Here is a 22,678-nt window from a genome sequence, read left to right on the forward strand (position 1 = left end):
GCCTCTGACATCGCCGTGGACGGGTGACCGAGGAATGCCGCCGCCAGGGTTGCCGGAGCGCCACCGCGGCCGATCACGAAGCGTCCGGGACCAGCCTCAGGCGGCTGAGGCCTTGACCGGCCAGGCCTCGCGGCCCACCAGATCGAGGACGAGCGCCGCGATGTTCCACGCGTCGTCCTCGCCCCGGTGGTGGCGTCCCTCGAGCGGCAGACCGGCGATCTGCAGAGCCTGGGCCATGCCGGGTTTCCTGCGCAGCCCGTACGCCGCGGCGAACACGGCCTTGGCGTTGGTGTGGGTGCGTTCCGTCGGATAGCCGAACGGGTAGGCCACCCCGTCGGCCTGGCTCTGTCGGGCGAACTGCCGACGGTCGTACTCGCCCCAGCTCGCCCACGGGCGCTCCCCCGCCCCGTACTCCTCGACGAGGATCCGACATGCCTCGGCGAAGGTGACGCCCCGGTCCACCTCGGCTTGCGTCAGGCCGGTCAGTTCCGTGCAGAAGTCACTCACCACCGACCGGACAGGGCGGACCAGAACACGGTGCCGGGACACGCGGCGCCGCGCCGGCAGGTCCACGACGGTGAGACCGATCTCGATGATCTCGTTCACGGCGCCGGGAGGTGGCTGTCCGTCCCAGCAGGTGGCTTCCACATCGATGACGTTCAACAGGGCGGATTCAGGGTGCATGGGGCCGAGGGTAGGGATGCGCGCCCGGTTGCGGCACCTCAGTTTCGCCTTGCCCGTACCGCCACCGCCAACGCCCCGGCCCCATCGTGCGCTGTGCTGATACGCAGAACGCGGTGGACGGACGGCCATCCCCCAACACGCAGAAGCAGCAGTCCTATCGATATACGTGCCCGAGGTACGGTCACTCGACCCGTACGAGATCATCGGAATCCAGGTGGCCCGCCACACCGTGAAACGGTCCTCCTCGGATCGCCGGGCATTGAGGGTGTCCTCGCGGGACTGTGCGCCCATCTGCTGCCGGTAGAGGGCCACCACCGCGTCCAGCGGCAACAAGGCCTCATTGCCGGGCAGACACCCCCGCCCGCCGACCCCGTCGTCACCGGACGTCACCGACCACAAGGTTCGCAGGCCAACCGGGATACGGATGCCGAGCTCCCTCTCCAGCCCGTCGACCGACGCGGAGGTCGCGCCGGGCCGGAGGGCCCGATACGAATCAGGAGCGCTGCGCCGCAGCCAACCAGTGATCCGCGCCCAGGCATCAACGAGGGCCGCCCCATGTCAGGCTCATCGGCCAGCCGTCCGGCCAGGACCTTCAGTGCGTAGGGGACGCCGGCCCCGAGTTGAGCGGCGCGCTGCCGTAGGTCCGGGGCTATCTCGATGTTCACAGCCGAGGTCTCCTCGCCGATTCGGATGGATGGTCACGGCGCTGCTCCACCCCATGGGGTGTCCCGCAGTGACCGCTCACAACTTCGGGAACTGCGGCGTGTCATCCATCACCTGCAACAGCTTCCGAGCAGGTGCCGCCTCCTCCGGCCGTACGGAGGAGGCGACCCCCTCGATGACCGACCGGCCTGCGTACACGGCAGTCCTTGCGGCCGCCTCCCAGTCCGTCTGCTGCTGGTAGCTCGCATCGTGCTTGCTGTCCTGGGCCGCAGCAGCGGAGTGCCACTGGCTGGTCCGGCAGATGCTTCCCAGCAGGTCCAGCATCTCGGCCTTGCACGCCGCCTGCGGGGACCCGGCGAGTTCGAGAAGGAACGGGACCGTGGGAGCTGTCGCCTCGGCGACGACGAACCCCAGCGCGCAGATGGCATCGCCCAGGTCGTCGATGGCGATGCGGGCCGTGTCCTCATCTCCATACGCGATCCGTGACAGCAGTGGAGGAATGCCGGCGGCCCCGGCCCCCGTCGCGTCGCGCAGTTCTCCCCAGCGGACCCTGGAGGCGCCTCTCAACAGACTTCCCACACCCTGCTCCTCATCAGATCCTCGTACCGGTCCGGCGGTGCCCTCAGCATGGTGCAACTACGGGTGAGACACCGACCAGGCGGCCTGTGACCGGGCAATTCACTTGCGAATGCCCAGGTCAGCTGGGCAAGGTGCTCCAATGAACGTGGAGAACAGCGTGGCCGAGGTCATCGAGCGGGAGTTGCAGTTGCTGAGTCCGGCCGGGCGGTCGTCCAAGGCACTGGCCGATCAGCTCCTCGATCCGGAGTTCGTAGAAGTCGGTGCCTCGGGGCGTCGGTGGGACCGCCAGGCGATGCTCTCGGCGCTGCCCGTCATGCAGGGTGCAGCAGACGATGGCCCGCAGTACGTGCCGAGCGAGATGACTGGCACCGTATTGGCGCCGGGGGTTGTGCACCTGACGTTCGAAACCGTGCTCGATGGCAGGCGAGCTCGGAGGAGCTCGATCTGGCGGAAGTCGGACGATGCCTCCGGGTGGCGGATGTACTACCACCAGGCCACGCCTGTGCCAGACGCGTGAGGCGGTGAGTCTGTTCCACGCCGGCGGTGCCGACCGCGAGGCGGACAGTCCGGCGCAACAGCGGAGCCCCTGACGGACACGGGTTCCCGACCACGATCACCCGTGTCCGCCGGGAGCGACACCAACGACTCCACCGTCTCTGATGCGGCCCTGGACGCCGTGGGGCGGAACCCGCGCCGACGCCGGACACCCCCGCCGCCCCGGTGCGGGTACTCCCCTCACGAGCGGTCATCCGTCGGTGCGGGTGGCCCGTCGTGTGTTCCACCGGTCGCGGAGGGCGAGACGGCGTCGGCGGTCGGTGCGCTCGCGGACCCGCCGGTCCAGCTCCTCCATCAGCCGGTTGCCCCGGTGCTCGGGGTCGAGTTCGTCGAGGATCCGGTCGACCTCGGTGAGCAGCGCGCCGTACAGCTGCCAGCGGCCGGGGTCGGCGAGGGCGAGGGCGAGGAGCCGGTCGGCGGCGTGGTCCCGGCAGGCCCTGGCCGCGCTCAGCTCGCCCGCCAGGCGGGTCTCGGCGGCCTCGGCGCCCTCGCTGCCCGGCGCGGTGACCAGGACGGCGAAGCTGACGAGGGCGTCGGCCGTGTACTGGGCGGTCTCCCGGATGGCCAGGGCTGCCGGCTCGGGCAGCAGCTGGTGCCCGTCGCGGTGTTTCGCCAGGTCGGTGAGGGTGCGGGCGAGGACCCGCAGGACGACGGCGCAGATCTCCAGGGTGTCGAGGCCGGTACGCAGCACCACCCGGTGCAGGAGTCCCTCCTTCACGCGGGGGTTGAGCCGCAGGCTGTCCTCGGCGGTGCGCAGAGCCCCGTCGACGTCGGCGACGTCGTTGTCGAGGCGGCGGGCCTCGTGGAGCCGGGTGGCGGCCTGCTCGACCCGGGGTGCGCCGGTGAACTCGTCGGCCACGTCGAGGAGCAGCATCCGCATCCGCCGGGCGAGGTCCTCGATGGAGTCCCCCGCGGTGTCGACCCAGACGGGCGCGGCGAGAACCAGGTTGAAGAGCATGCCGACGACGGCGCCGATGAGGGTCTCCAGGACGCGGTCCCAGGCGGTGTCGGATACCTGGGTGACCCCGAGGACGAGCATGGCGCTGATGGCGACCTCGGGGATGAACTCCTCGACCCGGACGAGCCGGCCGACGAGCAGCGAGGCGAGGATGACGAGAGCGAGGCTCCACCAGGAGAGGCCGACGACGGCGCTGAACGCGATGGCGATGAGGACGCCGACGACGACCGAGTTCACCCGGCGCAGGCTGGTGGTGACGGTGGAGTAGAGCGTGACCTGGACGACGAGGAGGGCGGTGAGGGGCGCGGTGAGGGGGACCGGTTCGCTGCTGAGCTGGAGGGCGACGACGTAGCTGAGGGTGGCCGCCGCCGTGGACCGTACGGTCTGGACGGCGAAGGGGTCGCGCCGGAGACGTGCGAGCAGCCCTTCGCCCTGGTCGTGCCGTCCTTTGCCGCGTGCCACGCCCCACCTCGTCCCGTCGCCGCCCCGCAGGGGCCGTCTGGACGGACCGCCTGCCCGGGCGGCCCCGGGCTCATGCGCCGGTACGCCCGGGCGGACGAGAGATCACCCCCGCTACGGGGACAGACAGCCCCGACAGGGACGGCGTTGACGCACCGGCTGCCTAGGCTGTCCCGGCAGCCTCAGCCGCCTGTGCCCTGATCCCGCAGGGAACCTCCGACGGCCGAGCGGCAACGGCGTCGATCCCCGAGGCCCTGAGGCTGCGAGCCGGCAACTCCAAGCTGTGGGCACGTATCGCAACGCCTGTTGAGCATGGCGGAGCGCCCGTCTGTGATCCAGAATGATGGGATGGTCACCCTGGAGACTCCCCGTTTGGTCCTGCGCCGCTGGCGCGCGGAAGACGTTGCGCCGATGGCTGCCGTCAACGCCGACCCCGAGGTCATGCGGTGGATCCGTGACGGCAGCGTCCGTGACGAGCAGCAGACCCGCGACGGGGTGCAGGCCTGGGAGAGCGAGTGGGAGTCGCAGGGCTTCGGCCTGTTCGCCGTGGAGATCCGGTCCACTGGCGAACTGGCCGGGTTCACCGGCCTCTCGGTGCCCCATTTCCTGCCGGAGGTACTGCCGGCGGTCGAGGTCGGGTGGCGGCTGGGACGTGCGCACTGGGGGCAGGGCCTGGCCACCGAGGCCGCTGTGGCCGCTGTACGGTTCGGGTTCGAGGAGCGGGGGCTGGAGCGGATCGTCAGCATCGCTCAAGTGGGCAACGACGCCTCCGAACGGATCATGACCAAGCTGGGGATGCGTCCGGTCCGCGAGACCGTCAACCCCACCAGCGGTCGGCGCGTGCGGGTGTTCGAGTTGTCGTCGGACCAGTACGCCGCAGCCGCTCGTTGACGACAGCGGGCGATCACGGTCGGCCGGCCTCACGGACGCGGACAAGTACCAGGACCTCATGGGCACATGAGAAGCCGGTGCAAGGATTCCTTGAAGTGAAAGCAATCCGATCGATCTTGCGCAAGGCTTGCTCAGCACGGGCAGATTCCCGCTCGTCCTACCTGACCAATTGGGGGAAAACGTGAACTGGTACTTAGAAGTCCTCAAGAAGTACGTGGCGTTCAGCGGACGTGCGCGCCGCAAGGAACACTGGATGTTCTTCCTGTTCAACATCCTCGCGGTGATCGTCGTCGCAACCGTAGACCTCGCGCTCGGCACCTTCCCGCTGCTCTACCCGATCTACTTCCTGGCCGTGCTCCTGCCGCACCTGGGCGTGACCGTCCGCCGCCTGCACGACACCGGCCGTTCCGGCTGGTCGATCCTCTTCGGCCTGATTCCCCTGGTCGGCGGCATCATCCTGATCGTCTTCCTCGCCACCGAGGGTGAGCGCAGCCAGAACGCCTACGGCCCCAGCCCGAAGCCGTCCGCGGCCTACTGACGGACCGAGACGTCCGCGGCCTACTGACGGGTCCGAGAACCCACACCGACACCCCCGAGAAGCCTGTTCCCGGGGGTGTCGCCCTTGCGGGAGTCGACAGGGAGCTCCAGAGCCTCAGGCAGGCACCGCCGAAGCGACAGGTCACCCCAGCCAGGGCCGGGCGAGCCCGGCCTCGGACCAGGACGCTCCTCTCAGTGGCCGGCTGCACCCTGCATGCGGGTCAGCCGGACGACGAAGTACCCCGCCGCGCCCGCCGCGACGACGTTCAGCGCGTCCCCCGCCATTCCCAGCGTCACGGCGTCCAGCACCTCCGCGAGGCCATCCGCCCGTTGGCGGCGGAACCCGGAGTACCAACGGAGCAGGAGCGAACCGGCGAAGGTGCCCCACCAGAGGTTCACGGGCCAGAAGGAGGTGCCGGCCCTCGCCCCGCGGCCGGGCTCCCGCAGGCAGGCGGTCCACATCTCGACAGCGATCCGGTACGGCATCCACAGGAATGCCACGGGAACGAACCAGGCCCCGATCGCCCAGCCGGTACCTCTGCTGAAGCCGTCCGGCGCCAGTGCTCCGGCGGCCCGCCGCATCCGATGGAACCAGGCGACGAAGGCGACGGCACAGGCCAGCAGCGCCGGAGCGTAGAACCGGTCGACCGTTCTGAACAGGGCGTCTGCCTGAGCCAGTTCATCCTGCTGAGCGAACACGAAGCCGACGTCTCCCTGCACCGCGGCGTGGGTCCGGAATCCGGCGTAGACAGCGAACAGATCACATACGGCGACGGCCGCGAGCAGCACGCACACCGCGGCGAGCAGGGCGCGCCGGGGGCCGGGCACCCGAGCAGGCAGGCCAGGGCGCGGACGCAGAACACCGAGTCGGGAAGAGGACATGGCGGTACGGCCCCCACAGGCATGAAACCGGAATGTGCCCGCGGAAGTGCGCGCAGGGGGAAGTTACGCCACGGAGGGCGCGCCCGTCCATGACGTTCCTCCCGACCTGACGGTCAGCCACATGCGTCGCCACCTGGCCGGGGAGTGCCTGCCGTACGCGAGGGCGTTGGTTCGCCCAGGACGGCCCTGAAAGAGCTGAGGCCGCCGATGCCCCTCATCCGCCGCAGTGCCCGCCCTCGCCGGACGAGCTCACACTTCCTCGGCCACGGTGTCACCGCAGGCCGGGACCGCCCTTCTTCTGCGGTACACGACCACCCCGCACACAGCGAGCAGAAGGACGGCCACAGCAGCGACCCCGAGGGCCGTCCGCTCGGCGAAGAGACGTCCCAGCACTTCGAGCACGCCGAGCCCCGCGGTCGCGTAGATCAGCGCCCAGGCCGCTCCGCCCACGAACAGTGCGGGCAGGTAGCGCGGCAACGGCATGCGCATACTGCCTGCGAGGAAGTTCGCGGCGGTCTGGAAGCCGACGGTCAGGAAGGAGACGGCCACCACCGGCGCGCCCCACCGCTGGATCGCGCGCTCGGCTCGCTGGAACCTCGCCGAGGAGATCCGCCCGGCGAACCTGCTGCGCCGGGCACCGGCACCGGCGAGCCACCCGACGGCGAACGTCCCTCCGGCACGGAGCAGGACGATGGCATAGAGGGCTCCGGCCGTGAGTGCGACCTTATCCACGGCGCCTCGTTCCGGACGCCGGGCCGAAACCCGTGTCTCCCGTGCGCCCGCAGGAGCATGCCGTACTGCCGAGTGCGCGACGCGCACCAGCGCGGTCACCGTCTCTCACCCGCACCCCACCTCTGCCCGTCTACTCCCTCCGGGTCCCCCGCAACCGGAACCCGAACCCGTACGCCCGGATCCATACACCAGGAAAGGCCAGCCTAACCTAATGCCCATTCGGCGGACACAGGGCGCCGGGCGCCCCGGGGATCGGCAGGGCGCAGTCCGGACACGGCGTGCCACATGGATGCGGGACCCGGCACACCAAAGCAGCGCGCAGGGAAGGAGCTTCAGCCCTTCGCGCGCCCCGCGATGCCGTCCAGGACCCGGTCGAGCCCCCACGCGTACTGCTCGTCGGAGACGAACCGCGCGATCGTGTCCGCCGCCTCGACCGTACGAGGGTAGCGGTCGGCGGGGACGCCGCGGAGCTGCTCCCGGCGGGTCGCGACCCGCTCGGCGATCGGCGGGGGCGGCAGAGGCGAGGGAAGTTCGGCGGCCTCCAGCGCGATCGCCCCGAGGACCTGCACGATCAGCAGGTACGAGGCGCGCGCCGCTTGGGTCGGGTCGAGGCCGGCGTCCGCGAGGACCGCGAGGAGGGCTTCACCGAGCGCGAGGGCATGAGGACCGTCCATCCGGCCGGAGAGCAGCAGGTTGACCGCGCCGGGGTGGGCGAGCAGCCGGTGCCGCAGGTCGGCGGCGAGCGTGTGGATACGGTCCCGCCAGGGCGTGTCGTGGGCGGTGAGGGCGGCGAGGTCCGTCTCGCCGAGCAGGTGCTCGACGACCGCGCGCACCACAGCGGCACGGTCCGGGAAGTACGTGTAGACGGCGTTCGGGGCGAGTCCCAGCTCGGCGGCGATCCCCCGGATGCTCACCGCGTCGGCACCCCGGGTGCCGAGCAGCCGTATGGCCGCCGCGACCACCTCGTCCTCGCCGACCGCCCGCTTCCGGCCCCGCTTCGCCGGCGGCGTGTCCTGTGCCATCCGTACGCCTCCTCACCCGTCGCGGCTCGAACCCTTGACGATTCATTTTTGCACGGCGTACATTAATTGCACAGCGTACAGAAATTGGAGGTGATCCCGTGCGACGCTCCCGATCGCCGGACTCGCCGGCCGCGCGGCTGCCGGTCCGGTCGACGACGCGACGAGCGCCCTGGTGGGCGGCATCGTGACGGGCGCGGTGATCGGCGCCGGGCAGGCGCTCGTCTCCTCCGGCCGGCTGAGCCCACTGCGCTGGTCCGCGGCCACCGCGGCCGGCGGCGGGCTCGGCCTCCTGCTCGGTGCGGCCCTGGCCGGCTACCGCACCGATCTCGGTTCGCCGGCGCTCATGGGCGCCGTCGGGGGCGTCCTGCTCGGCGTGGCCCAGGCATGCGCCCTGCCTCACACCGCCCGTCAGCCGTGGCTCTGGGCGGCGGCGATGCCCCTCCTGTGGGCGGCGGGCTGGGCGGTGACCACCCTGGCCGGTGTCGGGGTCGACGCGCGGTTCACCGTCTTCGGCGCCACCGGCGCCCTCACGTTCTCCGCGCTCTCCGGCGTCCCGCCCCACCACCTCCTGCCCGTCACCACCCCCGGCCGGACCACCCGCCCGGACTCCCTCCGCGAGGTCGACGCATGAAGCACACCACCCCCCGTCACGTGATCTTCGGTTCCGGCGCCGTGGGCACGGCCGTCGCCGAGGCGCTGGTGCGCCGAGGAGAGTCGGTCCGCGTCGTCAACCGGTCCGGCCGCGCGGACGTCCCCGACGGTGTCGAGGTCGCCGCCGGCGACGCGGCCGACCCCGCGTTCACCACCGCCGTCGCGGCCGGCGCGGCCGTCGTCTACCAGGCGCTCAACCCTCCGTACCACCGCTGGCAGCAGGAGTTCCCCGCCCTCCAGGCCGGCGTGCTCGCCGCGGCCGAAGCCACCGGTGCCCGCATGGTCTCGATGGACAACGTCTACAGCTACGGGCCGCCCGAAGGCCGCCCGTTCACCGAGGAGACCCCCGACGCCGCGACCACCCGCAAGGGCCGGCTCAGGGGCCGGATGGCCCAGGACCTGCTCGCCGCGCACAAGGCCGGGCGCGTGGAGGTGGCGATCGGCCGCGCCTCCGACTACTTCGGGCCCCGAGGCGGCGCCCAGTCCAACCTCGGCGACCTCGTCTTCCCCGCCCTCCTCGCCGGACGCACCGCGACCGTCCTCGGCGACCCCGACCAGCCGCACACCTACACCTTCATCCCCGACATCGGGGAATCGCTCGCCCTCCTCGGCAGCCACCCCGACGCCCCGGGCCGCATCTGGCACCTCCCCAACGACCCCCACACCCGTACCACCCGCGAACTCGTCGACCTGGCCCACCGCGCCACCGGCCGCCCCGGCAGCGCCCGTCTGCGCCGCATGCCGACGCTCGCCCTCTACGCGCTGGGCACCGTGAACCGTACGGTGCGCGAACTCATCGAGATGCAATACGAGTTCGCCGAACCGTTCATCGTCGACTCCAGCCTCATCCGGGACCGCCTCGGCGCCGTCGCCACCCCGCTCGAAGAAGCACTGGAACAGACGGCAGCGGCCTACCGCGCCCGCGCATAGCCTGCGGTTGCGCACGCCCAGGCCGGTGCGCGCTCAGCTCGCCCGAGGTCGGAAATCCGCATCGACACCAAAGGTGCGTACGGCGAGCACAGGGTCGATCGGATCCACAAGCTCCTGGTGGGCCATGGTCAGGAGCCAGGTTGGCACGTCACCCGCGAGCAGCCCGGTGACGTATGCCAGGGCATGCGTCGGGGACAGCCCGGTCACCCTCCGACGAAGAGCACGGGCAGCGGCCGTGCGTCCGCCCGTTTCTTCCAGACGAGCTCGTGCTCGACCACACGCACGACCACGCTGCGCGAGACAGGACCGGCACCAGCGCCAAGCAACGCCTGATGGCCTCGCGCCAGCTCGTCCTCAACAATCCGTACTGCGTCGTCCCGTTCGATCACGACCGCAGCATCACTGGTACGCCACCTCGCCGCCAGAGGTTTTCCCTCACTGGCTCCCCCCACATGCAGGAACCGAGACCCGGGCCGTAAGAACGCCCCCGCTATCGCCGGGCTGACGATCCGCCAGTGCCCCTGGAACGGAGAGCCTGAGTCGATGCTCCGGCGGAATGAGTACCACTACTCAGGCGGCCGGTGGCCACTGGCCTGCAAGGTACCGACATGCGATCGATTCTCTTCCCGAAGCCCCTGCTCACCGCCGCGCTCGGCAGCGTCGTCGTCCTGGCCGCCGCCGGCACCCAGAGCGCCCACGCCGCCACCCCCGCCTCCACCACCACTGCCGCCTCCGCCGCCCACGCCACCCCCCGCTCCTCCGCCGTGCGGACCGCCCGGGCGGTCCCCGCCGTGACGCGCGCCCGCGTGGCCGAGGCACGATTCCTGGAGCTGGCCAGCCTCTTCGCTCAGAGCTGCGAACCGAGGGTCCTCAGCGTCCCCGACCACGTGGCATCGGCACCGACCCCCGACCACACTCTGCCCGTCCTGGCCGACCCGGTGCCGCTGACCCCGACGGAGGAGTGCACCGCTCAGAGGCACCAGGCCTGGATCACCAAGGCGTTCTCCGGGAAGGAGACGGCCACGTACGAGCAGATGCGGGACAGGCTGACGACCCTGAGGTACCCCGGAGCACGGATCTACCGCATGCCGAACTCCGCGGGCGAGCCCGTGGCGAGGCTCGACGTGCGCGTGGGAGCCGATCACCTGGCCCTGGAGGTCACCGACATCGGACACGGCGTCATGGTCCGGGCGTTCGGCGCACCGCAGGACGTGAGCGTGACCGAGGTCCGGCTGAAGCCGCAGCTGGACCGGCCCACCTCCTGAGAAACCTCCTGCCGGGCCGCCCCGCGGCCCGGCAGAGAGGGTGGACGGACTCCGGATGGGAACTTCTCCGCCGACGACGTCAAGCACCGGACCGACCAGGCCTGTCGGGGTGCGGGGCCGGCCCTCCGCGTCCCTTCCGGGGCAACTTCTGGGCGGCTGGCGTCGTCGTCGCGGACTCGGTCACTTCTTGGGGTGTGTGTCGAAGAAGTCCCAGATGAGATCGGTCGCGGTGACGCCCGTCGCTTCCTCGCCCATCCTCGGGTCCTTGCTGCCAGGCCAGTTGTGGCCCATGTCCGGGAGGCGATACGTCAGGATATCCGACGTGTCACGGCACGTCGCACGCGTGCGCGTGTTGTCACCCTCGAACTTCTCGGCTCTGCCCGACTTGCAACCCAGGCGCGGCGACCAGGACTTGATCCCCTCCTCGAACTGCCCGTAGTACGCGTCGCGACCGCCGACGAAGGTGGCCACCGACACCGGGGTCTTCGGCACGTACGCGGGATTCTGCGCGGCCGTGCCGATGTAGCCGCCGCTGACCGGGGCGATCGCGGCGAGCGTTCCCGGCAGCTCGACGGCGAGCCTGAAGGACATGTCCGCGCCGTTGGAGATGCCTGTGGCGTAAATGCGCTGTGGGTCGGCCTTCCACGTGCCGGTCAGGCGCTTCGTCATCGCCCCTATGAAGCCGACGTCGTCCTCGCTGCCGCAGCAGACGAGGGCGTTGTAGCCCTGGTTCATTCCGTTCGGATAGGCGACGAGGAAGCCTTCTCTGTCGGCCTTGGCGTTGAAGCCGGTCAGTTGGGCGGCGTACGCGCCGTCGGCCGGGTAGGGGTGCATGACGACGACCAGGGGAAGGCGCTTGCTCGGCGTGAAGCCGGGTGGCGCGTGGACCGTATAGACGCGCTCCTGCCCTTTCCAGGTCATGGTGACGGTCTGATCGCCGGGACGTGGCACTTCCTTCGCCGGCGCCGGCTTCTTTCCCGAGGGGCTCGGGGACGTCTCCCTTCGGCCCTCGTCGTCATCGGTGTTCGAGCCGCAGCCGACCAGCGGGATGAGCAGGGCCAGGGCGGCGATCTGCAGAGGACGTAAGCGCATGGGGGCATGGTGGCAGCGGCGCGAGGGGCGGTCCAGAGGAATGGAGGGTTCGGAGCGGGGGTGCGAGCGGGGCGAAGAATTCCATATGCACGCGAGGGCGTCGGGTCGTCAGAGCGAGTCGGTCATCGCCTTGGGACACGGTCTGAGAACTCCCAGCGGAATGAACGTCGGGTCAGGATTCGATCTCCCAGAAGAGGTTGCCGCTCTGCGCAAGAGACGTGAGCAGGTGCACGAGAGAGTCGGCGTTGCTCCCCGGTGGGAGGTCGACCGCGAGATAGGTGCCGTGAAGCCATTCGTGAGGCAGTCCGGTTTCTGAGACTTTGGCCTGGATCATTTCGCGGGCCTTCTCTCGATCAACCTCGTACTTCATGACCAGAGCGACGCGAAGGGTCCGGTGGCCGGACTTGTGCACCACGGAGGTGACGAGTTGGTCGTCATCGACCGCGACCACGTCTCGGTGGCAGACGCCTTGGGTGAAGAAGGGAAGGCAGGCCACCTCGAACGTGTCCCCGGCGAGTCTGCGGACGCCGAGCTGCTCGCGCCATCCGTCCTTACGGTCAGGCAGGTCTGCCTGAACCCTGTGGTCGATGAGGTCCTTGCCGATCGGGTCCTCGTGCGTGATGAGGGTGATGGGGTGCCTCCCGTAGTAAGGTTCCGACCCCCTGATCCTGCGACAGCCGTCTGCGCCGGCGCACGGCGGGATGCGATCAGCCGCAGGCGCGGTGCGCGTCGTGGTCGGGTCTAAGCGCAGATGTGCTTGACGGCGGTCGCACCCGGCCGGGCACGGAACTTCACCTCATGACCGGCATCGTCGGTGAAGACGGCCTCCGTCTCGGACTTCAAGGTCATCGTGCCGCGCTGGGTCGGGTTGCCCCACCCTTCGGGCGGGTTGCCCGAGCCATCGGAGAGCGGGGTCTCTGCCTCGAAGTACGTCGAGCCGATGCGCGCCTCGTCGATTCCGCAGTGCGTGTAGAGCTCGAAGGGAATCGTCCGGGCGTGCGGTGTCGCCCGGACGCTCCCTGTGCCCTCGTCGGTCTTGGCGCAGCCCGTGAGCACACCGGCAGCGCCGGCAGCCAGCACGAGGGCGATGATGATCTGTCCAGCTCTCTCCGTCATGGTCCTTCGACGTACGCGCCAAGCCGGCGGTTCCGCACCTCACGGCCGCCGGCCGATGTGCATCCACGGCACCGTCGCCGTTGCCGCGACCCGGCTGCGGCTTCAGACGTGATCCGCCGGACAAAGGCCTCTACCACCAGGTCTGATACTCCAGCCGTAGATCGTGATCTCGATGGTGAGGGGCGCCGAGGCGACACTCGGACCGCGTCGACCATCTGGCCGAGACCGCCCACGCCGTCGGCTCCTTCTCCCTCTACCCGAGTTCGCCGAGACGGAGGGCGTCCCTCATCTCGCTGAGCTTCGCGGTCGTCGCCGGGCTCTGCTCCTGCGCTTGTTCAGCGAGTCGGAGGGCATCGTCAATCTCGCTGAGCTTCGCCGAGGACAGGACGGCCGCCCGCTCCATCAGGTCGTCCCGTGACACAGTGGTCAGCCACGTACAAGGGGTGAAGCCTGGACGCGGGAACGCGAGCCGCAACACGCCTTCGAACGGCAGTCCTTCACCGGCGCCGACCGTCACTTCGATGCCCAGACCGCTGATGTCGACGCCCGCCGGAGCGACGACCTGCATCACCCGGATCCCGGACGTGTCGTCTCCCGACAGCAGTACGACCAACCTCGGCTCGTCGAACTGGACCCACCAGACTTCGCCACGTTGCACAAGTCCTCCAGACACATGACGGCAGGCAGACGCCGCGCGAGCCTGACGCGCTGTGGAGACGGGCGCGGTCACCGTTGCTCATCGGTGTGTGAGGACTGAAGATCACGCGGTGGCCGCAGGTCACAGCGTAAGCCCTGCCGACTGACAGGAGGCGTTCGAGTGCCTGATGAGCCGGAGAGCGGGACGGACGGTTCACGCGGGAGAGGGGAGCGGAAGTCAATCGACGGTGATGTCCTCGTACGTGATCGTCACCTGCTCCGTCGCGAGCCCGGACTCGGAGGCTCCCAGGGACGGTCCTTCCCGGTACGTCGTGCCGGGGAACCCTGTCCCGGACGGGCGGGCCCGCGCCCCAGTCGCTGCCCGTGTTCTCCCCGGGGGCCTTCCTGCCTGCCCTCACCTGCGCGTCCCGTCCTATGGTTCCGGGATGAGCAACTCTGCCGCAGCCGCTGTCCTCACCACAGCCGATCTGCCCCGAGCCATACGTGCGGTACGTACTCTGCTGTCCCTGGCGGACATCGACCAGGGAGAGGTCGACTTCGAGGCCGTGATCAGATCGCCGGACGTCCTGGCACGAGTCCTTCACGTACTGCCCGACCTCGTGTGGTGTGCGTCGGACGGCAAAGAACACGGTTCGTCGGAGGCCGGGGACAACCCCGCGCAGTGTCTGCCGATCCGCGTGTTCGACTGGGGACGTCCGCTGGACCGCGCCGAGCCCTTCATAGCCGCGTTGGGGTCTGATCCCGCGGCTGTTCGGTGGGATCTGGACGCATGGCCGGAGGTTCCCGAAGCCGGGCTGGACGCGATCTCCCAGAAGTACGCCTACCTCACGCTGACGGTGAATTCCCGGGACCTCTACCAGCACGAACCGTCACCCGACCACACCGTCCACGTGCACGCCCGGGACAGGAACGGCGACCAGCTCGCCCGCGTCCACTGGCTCGCCTCCCAGGTGGAAGGCCGGTTCACGGGCCGAGTGGAGCTCGCGCCGCTGTGACTCTCACGAGTCAGGCGGTCCCGCCACCGCGTGAGCGCGGGGGCGGGAACCCAGCACATGCTGTCGTGACCGTGGGATCGTTGCGCCGATTCCGTACGGCGTGGTTCGAGAGCGTCTGTGGTGACGCCCCCCGGCGGTGGTACGGCAGTGGGGCCCCCGCGGTGCGAGGGCCCCACGTCAGCGGCGGTCAACCGTGTCGGTCAGGAGCGGTCCTGCCGTTGCGGGAGACCCTGCGGCGTCGGCAGCGGGAGGTCCAGGCGGTTCTGCGCCTGGGCGGGCGTGGCCCGGCAGGTCACGTCCGCGGCCGGCAGCCTGCCCGTCGTCAGATAGGCGGTGGCGGTCTTGTCGGCGCAGGACTTCGAACCGTAGATGCCGTGGCCCTGGCCGCCGAGGACGGTGACCATCCGGGAGCCCTTCATGCTCCGGTGCAGCCCCTGTCCGCTGACGAGCGGCGTCTGGGAGTCCCACTCGTTCTGGAGCACGAGCGCTCCGACGGAGTTGTCGACCCTGGTGGCCGCCTCGGACCCGTTCTTCCAGAACGCGCACGGCTTGATGTTCGACGCGAAGTCACCGTACAGCGGGTACTTGGCCTTGTCGCGCATCGCGTCGCGGCGGTACTGCTCCGGGTCGCGCGGCCACGAGCGGGTGTCGGCGCAGGCCACGGCCCAGAAGGCCGCGTCCGAGTTGTCCGAGGGGACGGCGCGGGCGAACGACGGCGGTACGGGACGGGGCGAGGTGCCCTGCTTCGACGGCGCCGCGGTCGGAGCCCCGTCGGCGGCCTTCTTCAGCTCGGCGATGGCCTCGGCGGCACTCTTGACGTCGAAGAACATGGCCCGGCCCGCACGGATGTCGTCGCCGGTCAGGGGCGTGCCCTGGAAATCGATCGGCTTGCGGTCCGCCTGGGCGACCAGGTCCCAGAAGGTCTTGCTGACCTTGGCCGAGGTGTCGCCGAGCTTGTACGTGGTGTGTCGCTCGGCGGTCCACTGGCTCCAACGCTTGAACGCCGGCTCCGCGCCCTCCGCCCACACCTGGATCATGCCGCGCCAGATCCGCTGCGGGTCGACCGCGCTGTCCAGTACGAAGCGGTCGGACTGCTTCGGGAACATCTGCGTGTAGACGGCGCCCAGGTACGTTCCGTACGAGTACCCGAGGTACGAGATCTTCTTCTCGCCGAGCACGGCGCGGATGATGTCCATGTCCCGTGCGGTGTTGCGCGTGGTGAGGTGGGGCAGGACGTCACCGGCCTTCGCCCGGCACTTGTCGGCCACGGTCCGCGCCCACCGGACGTCCTTGGCGAACGTCGTTGCCTTGTAGGGGCGTTGCCAGTTCAGCTCGTCGTCGTTCAGACCGCAGCTCACGGGCGAGCTCTGACCGACGCCCCGGGGGTCGAAGCCGATCAGGTCGTACTGCTCCTTCACCGCGGTCGGCAGCTCCGGGCCCATCCACAGGGGCATGTCCAGCCCCGGGCCGCCGGGACCGCCGGGGTTGAGCAGCAGGACGCCGCGGCGCTTCTGAGGATTGGTCGCCTTGATCCGGGACACGGCGACTTCGAGCTTCTTGCCGCCCGGTCGGGCGTAGTCGAGCGGCACCTTGAGCGTCGCGCACTGGAAGTTCGCCGGTCCCTCGGCCTCGCAGCGCTTCCAGTGCGGTGTCTGCTGGGTGTACGGCTTGAAGGGCGCGGTGGACAGTGCCCGTCGGGGTGCCGGGGCGTCCGCGGACGCGACAGCGGGCGTGAGCGCGGGGACCAGCGCCGCGACGGCGCCGATGGCCACGAGGGGTGCTATTCGTGTGCTTCGCACAGTGAGTCAGATCCTTGTGGGAGGTGGATGATCTGTCTCATGCACCCTTGTAGAACGGGCAGTTGTGCGCAATCCCTCCCCCGGACAGCATCATGTGCGACCACAGGAGGAGGGTGCCCGGAGGAATGGTTCCCGAGGTGGAGAACGCGAGGTGCCGTTTTCCCGTCCGCCCTCCCCGGCGACCGCCCTCCCTGACGACCGCCCTCCCTGCCGTCCCGCTCGCCCCGATGTCCGCCCTCGACGACCGGCGTTCTCCGTGTCCGGCCGGTCAGCCGCGCGAGTACCGGCATTCGTATCGGAGCAAATCCCAGACCGGACCAGGCGTCACGGAATAGAGAATCGCTCTTCCGATTGTCGCTCTATTACCGCATTCGAATGAGCCATGATCATCTGGAGGCTTTGCCGTGCTTATCATTCCCAGGCTATGACAGAAGATCAAAAAGGCCTGGTGCCACGTGAATCGGCAGATGTGGTCGTCCTCGGCGCCGGCCCCGCCGGCTTGGCGCTCGGCAACCTCCTGATCGCCGCGGGGGTCGAATGCGTCGTCCTCGAACGTGCCACTCGCTCCCACATCCGGTCCCGGGCCAGGGCAGGATTCCTCGCGCCGAACACGGTACGCATCCTGGACCGCCACGGCCTCGCCGACGGTCTGCACCGCGGCGGACGCTCCCACGGTACCTGCGAGTTCCGTACCGCTGACGGTGGATTCCGCCTCGACTACGGAGGTCTCGGCCGTGGCGAGCAGCACACCGTGTACCCGCAGCAGAACCTGGTGTCCGACCTCCTGGAGCGCTACGAGGACGGCGGCGGGCGGATCCGTTTCAGTGCCGAGGCACTGGCAGTGCACGACGCCGGCAGCGCCCGCCCCTACGTCACCACCCGGGATCCGGACGGCCGCCCTGTCCGGTGGGACGCCCGCTACGTCGCCGGCTGCGACGGACGCCACGGCGCTGCCCGCCGATCGCTGCCGCCGGACGCCGTCCGCCACCATCACGACCACGGCGTGAGCTGGCTCGGCCTGCTCGCCCAAGCCCCGCCCAGCCTCGACGCTGTCGGCTACGCCGTCCACGACCGAGGCTTCGCCGGGCACATGGCCCGCGGACCGCACGTCACGCGCTACTACCTGCAGTGCCGACGCGGTTCCCCTGCCGACACCTGGTCCGAGGAGCGGATCTGGGACGAGCTCGACCTGAGGATGCGCGCCGAGGAGTACGGCCCGCTCCGCAGGGGGCCGATCATCGAGCGCGGCGTCGTCGACCTGGCGTGCGACGTGGTCGAGCCCTTGCGTCACGGCTCCCTCCTGCTCGCCGGCGACGCGGCGAGCCTCACCGCCCCGGCCGCCGCCAAGGGAGCGAACCTCGCCGTCCTGGAGGCGGAGCTCCTGGCCGGAGCCCTCGCCGAGGCCCTCCGCCGGGATGACGGTGCGGCCCTGGACCGCTATTCGGCGCAGTCACTGGCGTACATCTGGCGGGCACAGGAGTTCACGCAGTGGATGACCGGGCTGCTCCATGCGCTCCCCGGGCAGGACCGGTCAGGAGGATCGTTCTTCCACGCCGGCCTGCGGCGTGCCCGCCTCGACTCCCTGCGCACTTCCCGCGCGCATCAGGACTGGTTCGCCGAGAACTACGTCGGCGTCTGACCGGCGCCCTGCCCCTGGCGCCGTCCCCCGTCCACCGGGCTGCGCCCGGGTCCCCACCAAGCCCCCTCCGCCGGGCCGGCCCCGGCCCATCAAGCCGCCTCCACCCGGCCGCGCCCCGGCCCACCATGCCCCCTCCACCGGGCCACGCCCGGGCCCACCATGCCTCTTCCCCCAGCACACTCCTGAGGACACCCCCGCGATGACAACGACACTCCCCGTGGAAGCCCACCTCCCCGACACGGCGGCTCCGCTTCCCGGTGAAACGATGCTTCTCGATGACGCGACGCGCCTGCGCGCGGCGGCAGCCTTCGTCAGGGAATACGAGAGCGCCACCCTGCTGCCCCTCCTCCTGCCCGGCCTGCACGGTCCGGAACTCGCATCTGTGGCCGCGTACTGCCGGTTCGCCCACGTCGGCATCCTGCTCTTTCCCCGGGACCCCCGGCATCTGCGGGACCTGCTCGCCGCGAGCGGGCTCGTCGCCGACACCCCGTCACTCCCCAGCGTGGTCGTACGCGAACGCCTGGCCCGGCGCCACCGCCGCGACGTGGCCGAGCTCGACGTCCAGATCCTCCGCCCCCGCGTCCACGGCCCGGCGGGCGAGCCCCGCGCAGTCGAGGTGTTCACCCTCGCCGTACCCGAAGGATCCGGCCTGGAACCGATCGCGGCGCACGAGCGCGCCCTCGGCCATGAGACCCACCTGGCCTTCGCACTGGAGCACCCTGACCCGCTCGTGCTGCGTGGCCTGTGCGCGGTGCTGACCAGGCAGGGTGCCCGCCCCGACGGCGGCGGGTACAACCCGCACGAGAACGGCACCGTTCTCTACTTCACCACCCCGGACACGACGTGCGGCTATCGCCGCCTGGAGCTCTACGCTCCCGGCGACCACCGCGAGGTTCTCGCCGCCCACATGAGTGAGCACCCTGGTACGAACCGGCACGCCGAAACGCTCCTCCACCTGCTCACCGGAGCGTGGACCACACAGGCCCTCGCCTCGTTCGCACGCCTTCGCCTGCCCGAGGCCATGGACACCACCGTCGCCACCGGCATCCGGGAACTCGCCCGACGCACCGCCACCCACCCCGACAGCCTCGCCACACTCCTGCGCTACCTCACCATGCTCGGCGTCGTGGCCGAGGAAACCGATGCCCTCGACCCCAACGAGCCCGACGGGCCCAGCGACGGACACGGCGCATTCCGCCTCACCCCGCTCGGCCGCCTGCTCCGCGCGGACTGCCCGGACACGATGCGCCCCCTGGCCCTGATGTACGCGGGCCCCTTCTACCGCTCCTTCGCCGCGCTCGACCACTCCGTGCGTACCGGACAGCCGGCCTTCGACCACCTCTTCGGCGAGAACCACTTCGACCACTTCGCCCGCGACCCCGAGCTGGCCGACCTCTTCGACCGCTCCATGGCCGCGAGTTCCCGCATGTTCCGCCCGCTCCCCGCCCACCCGGTGATCACCGCAGCGGCCCAGGCCGCAACCCCCCGGACCGTCGTCGACGTGGCCGGCGGCAACGGAGAACTCCTCGGACACATCCTCACCGCACATCCGTCCCTGCGCGGCACACTCCTCGAACGCCCCCACGCGGTCGAAGCCGCCCGCCGTTCGCTCGGCTCCCTGGGGTGCGGCGCCCGCTGCGACTACCGCAGCGGCGACTTCGCCGATGTGCCGCACGGCGCGGACGTCTACATCCTCTCCCGCATCCTGCACGACTGGGACGACGAGCGGTGCCGCGAGATCCTGCGTCACTGCGCCCGCGCGATGCCCGCCCACGCCGATCTGCTGATCGTCGAACGGCTCCTTCCCACCGACGGCTCCCCCTCGCTGGCCACGGCCTGGGACCTCCACATGATGTGCAATGTCGGTGGCCGCGAGCGCCGTGCCGAGCACTATGCCCGGCTCCTCGCCGACGCCGGCCTGGAGCTCCTCGACCGTAGCCCCCTGCCCCTGGAGGCTCACGTCCTGCACGCCCGCAAGGCCCCGCAGCCGGGGCCGGCGGATGACCAGGGCCACACGCGCGGGAGCGGCGCGGGAGTGTCATGAGTCAGGTGCTCCGACTGGAGCGCGCCATCGGGCTGCTGCCGGGCACCCGAACCGGTGTCCGGGAGTTCCTCATCCCTGCCTGAGCATGTCCTCAAGGAAGCCTTAAGAATCGTCGACCGCCGCTCTCATGTCTCCGTCATGCCATCAGCGGGTGGTTATGTTTCCACCAGCCACCCGATGTGCCACGGACTGCGGGCAGAGCTCGTCTCCCGGCACTCGGCACGGCTGCCGCACCGCACAACCGCTCGGCCTCCCACCCTCGTCACCGCGCAGGTTCGGGTGCCCCGACCGTCCGGCACTGCGCCACGCCTGTCGGTTCCAAGGCCCGGAAAGGAAACGTCGCCATGGTCCCGCCCCTCCCCCGAGACACTGTTCGGCTCACAGCGATACTCGACGCCCTCCCCGACGGTCTCGTGCTCGTCGACGGCAACGGCACGGTCGTCAACGCCAACACCGTCGCCCTCGGTATGTTCGAGACCCCCGGCACCGCGCTCGTCGGGCGCGGCCTGCTCGATCTGCTGCCGGGGGCCGACTCGCGCGGGATCCCCGGCTCGGTGTGCCGCCCTGGCCCGCCCGACGAACGGGGACGGACCCGACCGGTGCGGATGACGGCCCGGCGCAACGACGGCGCTGCGTTCCCCGTCGAGGTGACCGGTGTCAGTCTGGAGGGCGGCCTCGAGGCGTACGGCGCGAGCAGCGGCTGCGGCGGCTACACCGGTGACGGGCTGCTGGTGCTCGTCGTCCGCGACCTCACCGGGACCCTCGACGCCGAGGCCGAACTGGCCCGCTCGCGGCGGCAGACCGAGATGATCCTGCGCGCCGCGGCCGAGGGTGTCGTCGGCACGGACATCGACGGCCGGGTCGTCCTCGTGAACCCTGCCTTCACGCGCATCCTCGGCTACGACGCGGGCGAGCTGGGCGGCGCCGAACTGCATCCGCTGATCCTCGCCCAGCGCGCCGACGGCTCCCCCTTCCCGGACGAGGAGTCTCCGCTCGCCGACACGCTCAGGTCCGGGCACAAGCACCGGGTGCGCGGTCAGGTGCTGTGGTCGAAGGGCGGCGAGCGGGTGCCCGTGGACCTGACGACCGCTCCGGTACGCGAAGGGGACCGGCTCGTCGGCGCCGTGATGGCCTTCACCGACCGCAGACCCTACGAGCAGCTGATCGAGAAGTACACCGCCGAACTCGCGGACCGCGCCGAGCGGCACGCGGCGGAGCGCCAGGAGCAGGAGGCGAGGTACGCGGCCCTCGCCGCCCGCCACGCCGAGCTGACGGCCGCGCTCGCCGACTCCCTGCGCGGCGAACCCGATCAGGGGGTCGAGGACGCCACGGAGCCCCTGCAACGGAGAGCGGCAGCCGTCAGCGTCACCCGCCACCCCACCACTCTGGGCACTGTCGTGAACGCCGGCATAGACAAGGCCTCGGCACTCACCGGCCCGCACCGGACGCAGTACGCCGTGCACGCCCCGCCCGTCGTCGTCACGCTCGATCCCACTCAGACGTCGACCGCCCTTGCCCACCTGATCGCCGACGCCGCCGGAGTCACCTCGGCGGGCAAGGCCCATCGGCACGGCCCCTCGACGTCCCAGGCCGACACCACCGTCGTCATCACGGCGGCGCTGCGCGGCGACGAGCTGCGCATCGAGGTCGCCGGTCCCCGGGCCGTCCACGACCCCGCCCACATGCTGGTGGCGCGCGGAATCATCGACGCGCACGGCGGAGTCCTCACCGCGCGGGAACACCCCCGGGCATCCGGCCTCACCTACGTCGTCCAGATCCCGCACACTCCCCCACACGCGCCCGCCGCGCGCTCTCCCCTTCCGCCCGTCCAGGCGCCGGTCGCCGGCTCCTGGATCATCGGCGCGGCCGTCAGCGCACGCCGCGACCGGGCAGCCGCCGCGGTTCCCGCCGCTCCGCCTTCCCTCTCCGCGGCCTTCCGCCCCACAGCTCCGGCCGGCCGGCCTCGTCCCTACGCCGTTCCCTTCCCGCACTCGCGCGCGCAGCACGCGGCGGCGACGGCTCGTACGGCTCCCCCGACCGCTCCGCCACAGCGCGCTGAGCGCGTCCCTCGGTGGGCGGAGAACGGCACGGAGGATGTCGCCCAGCAGCGCATCGTCCACCTTCTCGCCAGGATCAGGCGCCAATCCGCCTGACAAGCCACACGCTCGAGATGGGTGTGTGTGCCCCACGCACCTCGGGGGTTCCCCTACATGCCCTATCAACACAGGAGACACCAGTACATGCCATGGCGGGTCGACCCCAGCCGGAGCGGCTCGCACGGCAGAGCACGACGCAGACGTCGCACTGCGCGGCCTCCCAGGTCGCGAAACAGCGTGATGCCTTCGGGCGCTCCGAGCCGACAGGAGGGACCGGCTCGACCAGCCGTCCACGGTCTTCCCGGGCCGGGGCGGGCCGAGCGCCGTCGCGCGGCCAAGGGCGGCCGCGGCAGGAACCGGGGCAGCGCACCGGCGAGCCCCACGGCTCCGGCCGGCCGGCCTCTCTCCCGCGTCGAGGCCCGGCGGGCCGCC

General features: G+C 70.7%; 21 protein-coding genes and 1 pseudogene. 10 read left to right on the top strand and 12 right to left on the bottom strand.

What is annotated here, in order from left to right:
• Positions 1-96: 96 nt before the first annotated feature.
• Together IE237_RS39135 and IE237_RS39140 are read right to left on the bottom strand one after the other, a co-directional pair.
• Entirely contained in the window at positions 97-684 is a 588-nt protein-coding gene (locus IE237_RS39135) for a 3'-5' exonuclease (protein WP_189806981.1), read from the bottom strand.
• A 741-nt stretch (positions 685-1,425) separates the two neighbouring features.
• Positions 1,426-1,926, bottom strand: coding sequence for a hypothetical protein (locus IE237_RS39140; RefSeq protein WP_189806982.1), 501 nt, complete (start codon positions 1,924-1,926; stop codon positions 1,426-1,428).
• Between the two features lie 139 nt (positions 1,927-2,065).
• On the opposite strand from IE237_RS39140, the gene IE237_RS39145 reads away from it, so the two are divergent.
• A complete protein-coding gene (locus IE237_RS39145) occupies positions 2,066-2,443 on the top strand; it encodes a nuclear transport factor 2 family protein (RefSeq protein WP_189806983.1) in 378 nt (125 codons plus the stop codon).
• 228 nt (positions 2,444-2,671) lie between these two features.
• Here IE237_RS39145 and IE237_RS39150 read toward each other — a convergent pair whose 3' ends face one another.
• On the bottom strand, positions 2,672-3,901 hold the full coding sequence (locus tag IE237_RS39150; protein ID WP_189806984.1) for an FUSC family protein: 1,230 nt from the start codon (positions 3,899-3,901) through the stop codon (positions 2,672-2,674).
• 345 nt (positions 3,902-4,246) lie between these two features.
• Here IE237_RS39150 and IE237_RS39155 point away from each other — a divergent pair, with 345 nt between their 5' ends.
• A complete protein-coding gene (locus IE237_RS39155; RefSeq protein WP_189806985.1) occupies positions 4,247-4,789 on the top strand; it encodes a GNAT family N-acetyltransferase in 543 nt (180 codons plus the stop codon).
• Between the two features lie 181 nt (positions 4,790-4,970).
• Positions 4,971-5,327: a DUF805 domain-containing protein gene (locus IE237_RS39160; protein WP_189806986.1), complete on the top strand. Its 357-nt coding sequence runs from the start codon at positions 4,971-4,973 to the stop codon at positions 5,325-5,327.
• A gap of 191 nt (positions 5,328-5,518) precedes the next feature.
• On the opposite strand, the gene IE237_RS39165 is transcribed toward IE237_RS39160, so the two are convergent.
• The 3 genes from IE237_RS39165 to IE237_RS39175 form a co-directional block, all read right to left on the bottom strand.
• The gene (locus tag IE237_RS39165; RefSeq protein ID WP_189806987.1) at positions 5,519-6,115 is read right to left on the bottom strand and encodes a DUF4328 domain-containing protein; all 597 of its coding nucleotides are present in this window, start codon (positions 6,113-6,115) and stop codon (positions 5,519-5,521) included.
• Between the two features lie 342 nt (positions 6,116-6,457).
• Positions 6,458-6,940, bottom strand: a complete 483-nt coding sequence (locus IE237_RS39170) for a DedA family protein (protein ID WP_189806988.1) — start codon at positions 6,938-6,940, stop codon at positions 6,458-6,460.
• Between the two features lie 332 nt (positions 6,941-7,272).
• On the bottom strand, positions 7,273-7,962 hold the full coding sequence (locus tag IE237_RS39175) for a TetR/AcrR family transcriptional regulator (protein ID WP_189806989.1): 690 nt from the start codon (positions 7,960-7,962) through the stop codon (positions 7,273-7,275).
• A 172-nt stretch (positions 7,963-8,134) separates the two neighbouring features.
• Here IE237_RS39175 and IE237_RS39180 point away from each other — a divergent pair, with 172 nt between their 5' ends.
• On the top strand, positions 8,135-8,593 hold the full coding sequence (locus IE237_RS39180) for a hypothetical protein (protein WP_189806990.1): 459 nt from the start codon (positions 8,135-8,137) through the stop codon (positions 8,591-8,593).
• A complete protein-coding gene (locus tag IE237_RS39185; RefSeq protein ID WP_189806991.1) occupies positions 8,590-9,543 on the top strand; it encodes an NAD-dependent epimerase/dehydratase family protein in 954 nt (317 codons plus the stop codon). The genes IE237_RS39180 and IE237_RS39185 overlap by 4 nt, the downstream gene beginning before the upstream one ends.
• 203 nt (positions 9,544-9,746) lie before the next feature.
• On the opposite strand, the gene IE237_RS41200 is transcribed toward IE237_RS39185, so the two are convergent.
• Entirely contained in the window at positions 9,747-9,932 is a 186-nt protein-coding gene (locus IE237_RS41200; RefSeq protein ID WP_229844108.1) for a hypothetical protein, read from the bottom strand.
• Between the two features lie 219 nt (positions 9,933-10,151).
• Here IE237_RS41200 and IE237_RS39195 point away from each other — a divergent pair, with 219 nt between their 5' ends.
• Positions 10,152-10,808, top strand: coding sequence for a hypothetical protein (locus tag IE237_RS39195; RefSeq protein WP_189806992.1), 657 nt, complete (start codon positions 10,152-10,154; stop codon positions 10,806-10,808).
• Positions 10,809-10,988: 180 nt separating this feature from the next.
• On the opposite strand, the gene IE237_RS39200 is transcribed toward IE237_RS39195, so the two are convergent.
• From IE237_RS39200 to IE237_RS39215, 4 genes are all read right to left on the bottom strand, one after another.
• Entirely contained in the window at positions 10,989-11,900 is a 912-nt protein-coding gene (locus IE237_RS39200; RefSeq protein WP_229844111.1) for a CE1 family esterase, read from the bottom strand.
• Between the two features lie 172 nt (positions 11,901-12,072).
• On the bottom strand, positions 12,073-12,651 hold the full coding sequence (locus tag IE237_RS41205) for a DUF4265 domain-containing protein (protein ID WP_189807002.1): 579 nt from the start codon (positions 12,649-12,651) through the stop codon (positions 12,073-12,075).
• Complete coding sequence (locus IE237_RS39210) at positions 12,642-13,016, bottom strand: hypothetical protein (RefSeq protein ID WP_189806993.1); 375 nt, start codon at positions 13,014-13,016, stop codon at positions 12,642-12,644. Before IE237_RS39210 ends, IE237_RS41205 begins: the two co-directional genes overlap by 10 nt.
• Before the next feature lie 253 nt (positions 13,017-13,269).
• A complete protein-coding gene (locus IE237_RS39215; protein WP_189806994.1) occupies positions 13,270-13,674 on the bottom strand; it encodes a putative type II toxin-antitoxin system PemK/MazF family toxin in 405 nt (134 codons plus the stop codon).
• A gap of 424 nt (positions 13,675-14,098) precedes the next feature.
• Here IE237_RS39215 and IE237_RS39220 point away from each other — a divergent pair, with 424 nt between their 5' ends.
• Positions 14,099-14,668: a hypothetical protein gene (locus IE237_RS39220; protein WP_189806995.1), complete on the top strand. Its 570-nt coding sequence runs from the start codon at positions 14,099-14,101 to the stop codon at positions 14,666-14,668.
• A 200-nt stretch (positions 14,669-14,868) separates the two neighbouring features.
• Here IE237_RS39220 and IE237_RS39225 read toward each other — a convergent pair whose 3' ends face one another.
• The gene (locus IE237_RS39225; protein ID WP_189806996.1) at positions 14,869-16,467 is read right to left on the bottom strand and encodes an alpha/beta hydrolase; all 1,599 of its coding nucleotides are present in this window, start codon (positions 16,465-16,467) and stop codon (positions 14,869-14,871) included.
• A gap of 424 nt (positions 16,468-16,891) precedes the next feature.
• Here IE237_RS39225 and IE237_RS39230 point away from each other — a divergent pair, with 424 nt between their 5' ends.
• The 3 genes and pseudogenes from IE237_RS39230 to IE237_RS39240 all read left to right on the top strand — a co-directional run.
• Positions 16,892-18,106 (top strand): 4-hydroxybenzoate 3-monooxygenase, encoded by a 1,215-nt coding sequence (locus tag IE237_RS39230; RefSeq protein ID WP_189806997.1) that lies wholly within the window; start codon positions 16,892-16,894, stop codon positions 18,104-18,106.
• A gap of 265 nt (positions 18,107-18,371) precedes the next feature.
• The gene (locus tag IE237_RS39235; protein WP_189806998.1) at positions 18,372-20,150 is read left to right on the top strand and encodes a methyltransferase; all 1,779 of its coding nucleotides are present in this window, start codon (positions 18,372-18,374) and stop codon (positions 20,148-20,150) included.
• A 344-nt stretch (positions 20,151-20,494) separates the two neighbouring features.
• A pseudogene (locus IE237_RS39240) lies at positions 20,495-21,808 on the top strand (PAS domain-containing protein); the annotation flags it as partial.
• Between the last annotated feature and the right edge of the window lie 870 nt (positions 21,809-22,678).

It is taken from the genome of Streptomyces tanashiensis (genome assembly GCF_014648895.1).
Lineage (GTDB): Bacteria > Actinomycetota > Actinomycetes > Streptomycetales > Streptomycetaceae > Streptomyces > Streptomyces tanashiensis.

Bases quoted from the DNA above. Each gene is read 5' to 3' on its own strand.
- IE237_RS39135 (WP_189806981.1), bottom strand. From the start codon at position 684: ATGCACCCTGAATCCGCCCTGTTGAACGTCATCGATGTGGAAGCCACC.
- IE237_RS39145 (WP_189806983.1), top strand. From the start codon at position 2,066: ATGAACGTGGAGAACAGCGTGGCCGAGGTCATCGAGCGGGAGTTGCAG.
- IE237_RS39155 (WP_189806985.1), top strand. From the start codon at position 4,247: ATGGTCACCCTGGAGACTCCCCGTTTGGTCCTGCGCCGCTGGCGCGCG.
- IE237_RS39175 (WP_189806989.1), bottom strand. From the start codon at position 7,962: ATGGCACAGGACACGCCGCCGGCGAAGCGGGGCCGGAAGCGGGCGGTC.
- IE237_RS39185 (WP_189806991.1), top strand. From the start codon at position 8,590: ATGAAGCACACCACCCCCCGTCACGTGATCTTCGGTTCCGGCGCCGTG.
- IE237_RS39195 (WP_189806992.1), top strand. From the start codon at position 10,152: ATGCGATCGATTCTCTTCCCGAAGCCCCTGCTCACCGCCGCGCTCGGC.
- IE237_RS39200 (WP_229844111.1), bottom strand. From the start codon at position 11,900: ATGCGCTTACGTCCTCTGCAGATCGCCGCCCTGGCCCTGCTCATCCCG.
- IE237_RS39210 (WP_189806993.1), bottom strand. From the start codon at position 13,016: ATGACGGAGAGAGCTGGACAGATCATCATCGCCCTCGTGCTGGCTGCC.
- IE237_RS39220 (WP_189806995.1), top strand. From the start codon at position 14,099: ATGAGCAACTCTGCCGCAGCCGCTGTCCTCACCACAGCCGATCTGCCC.
- IE237_RS39230 (WP_189806997.1), top strand. From the start codon at position 16,892: ATGACAGAAGATCAAAAAGGCCTGGTGCCACGTGAATCGGCAGATGTG.
- IE237_RS39235 (WP_189806998.1), top strand. From the start codon at position 18,372: ATGCTTCTCGATGACGCGACGCGCCTGCGCGCGGCGGCAGCCTTCGTC.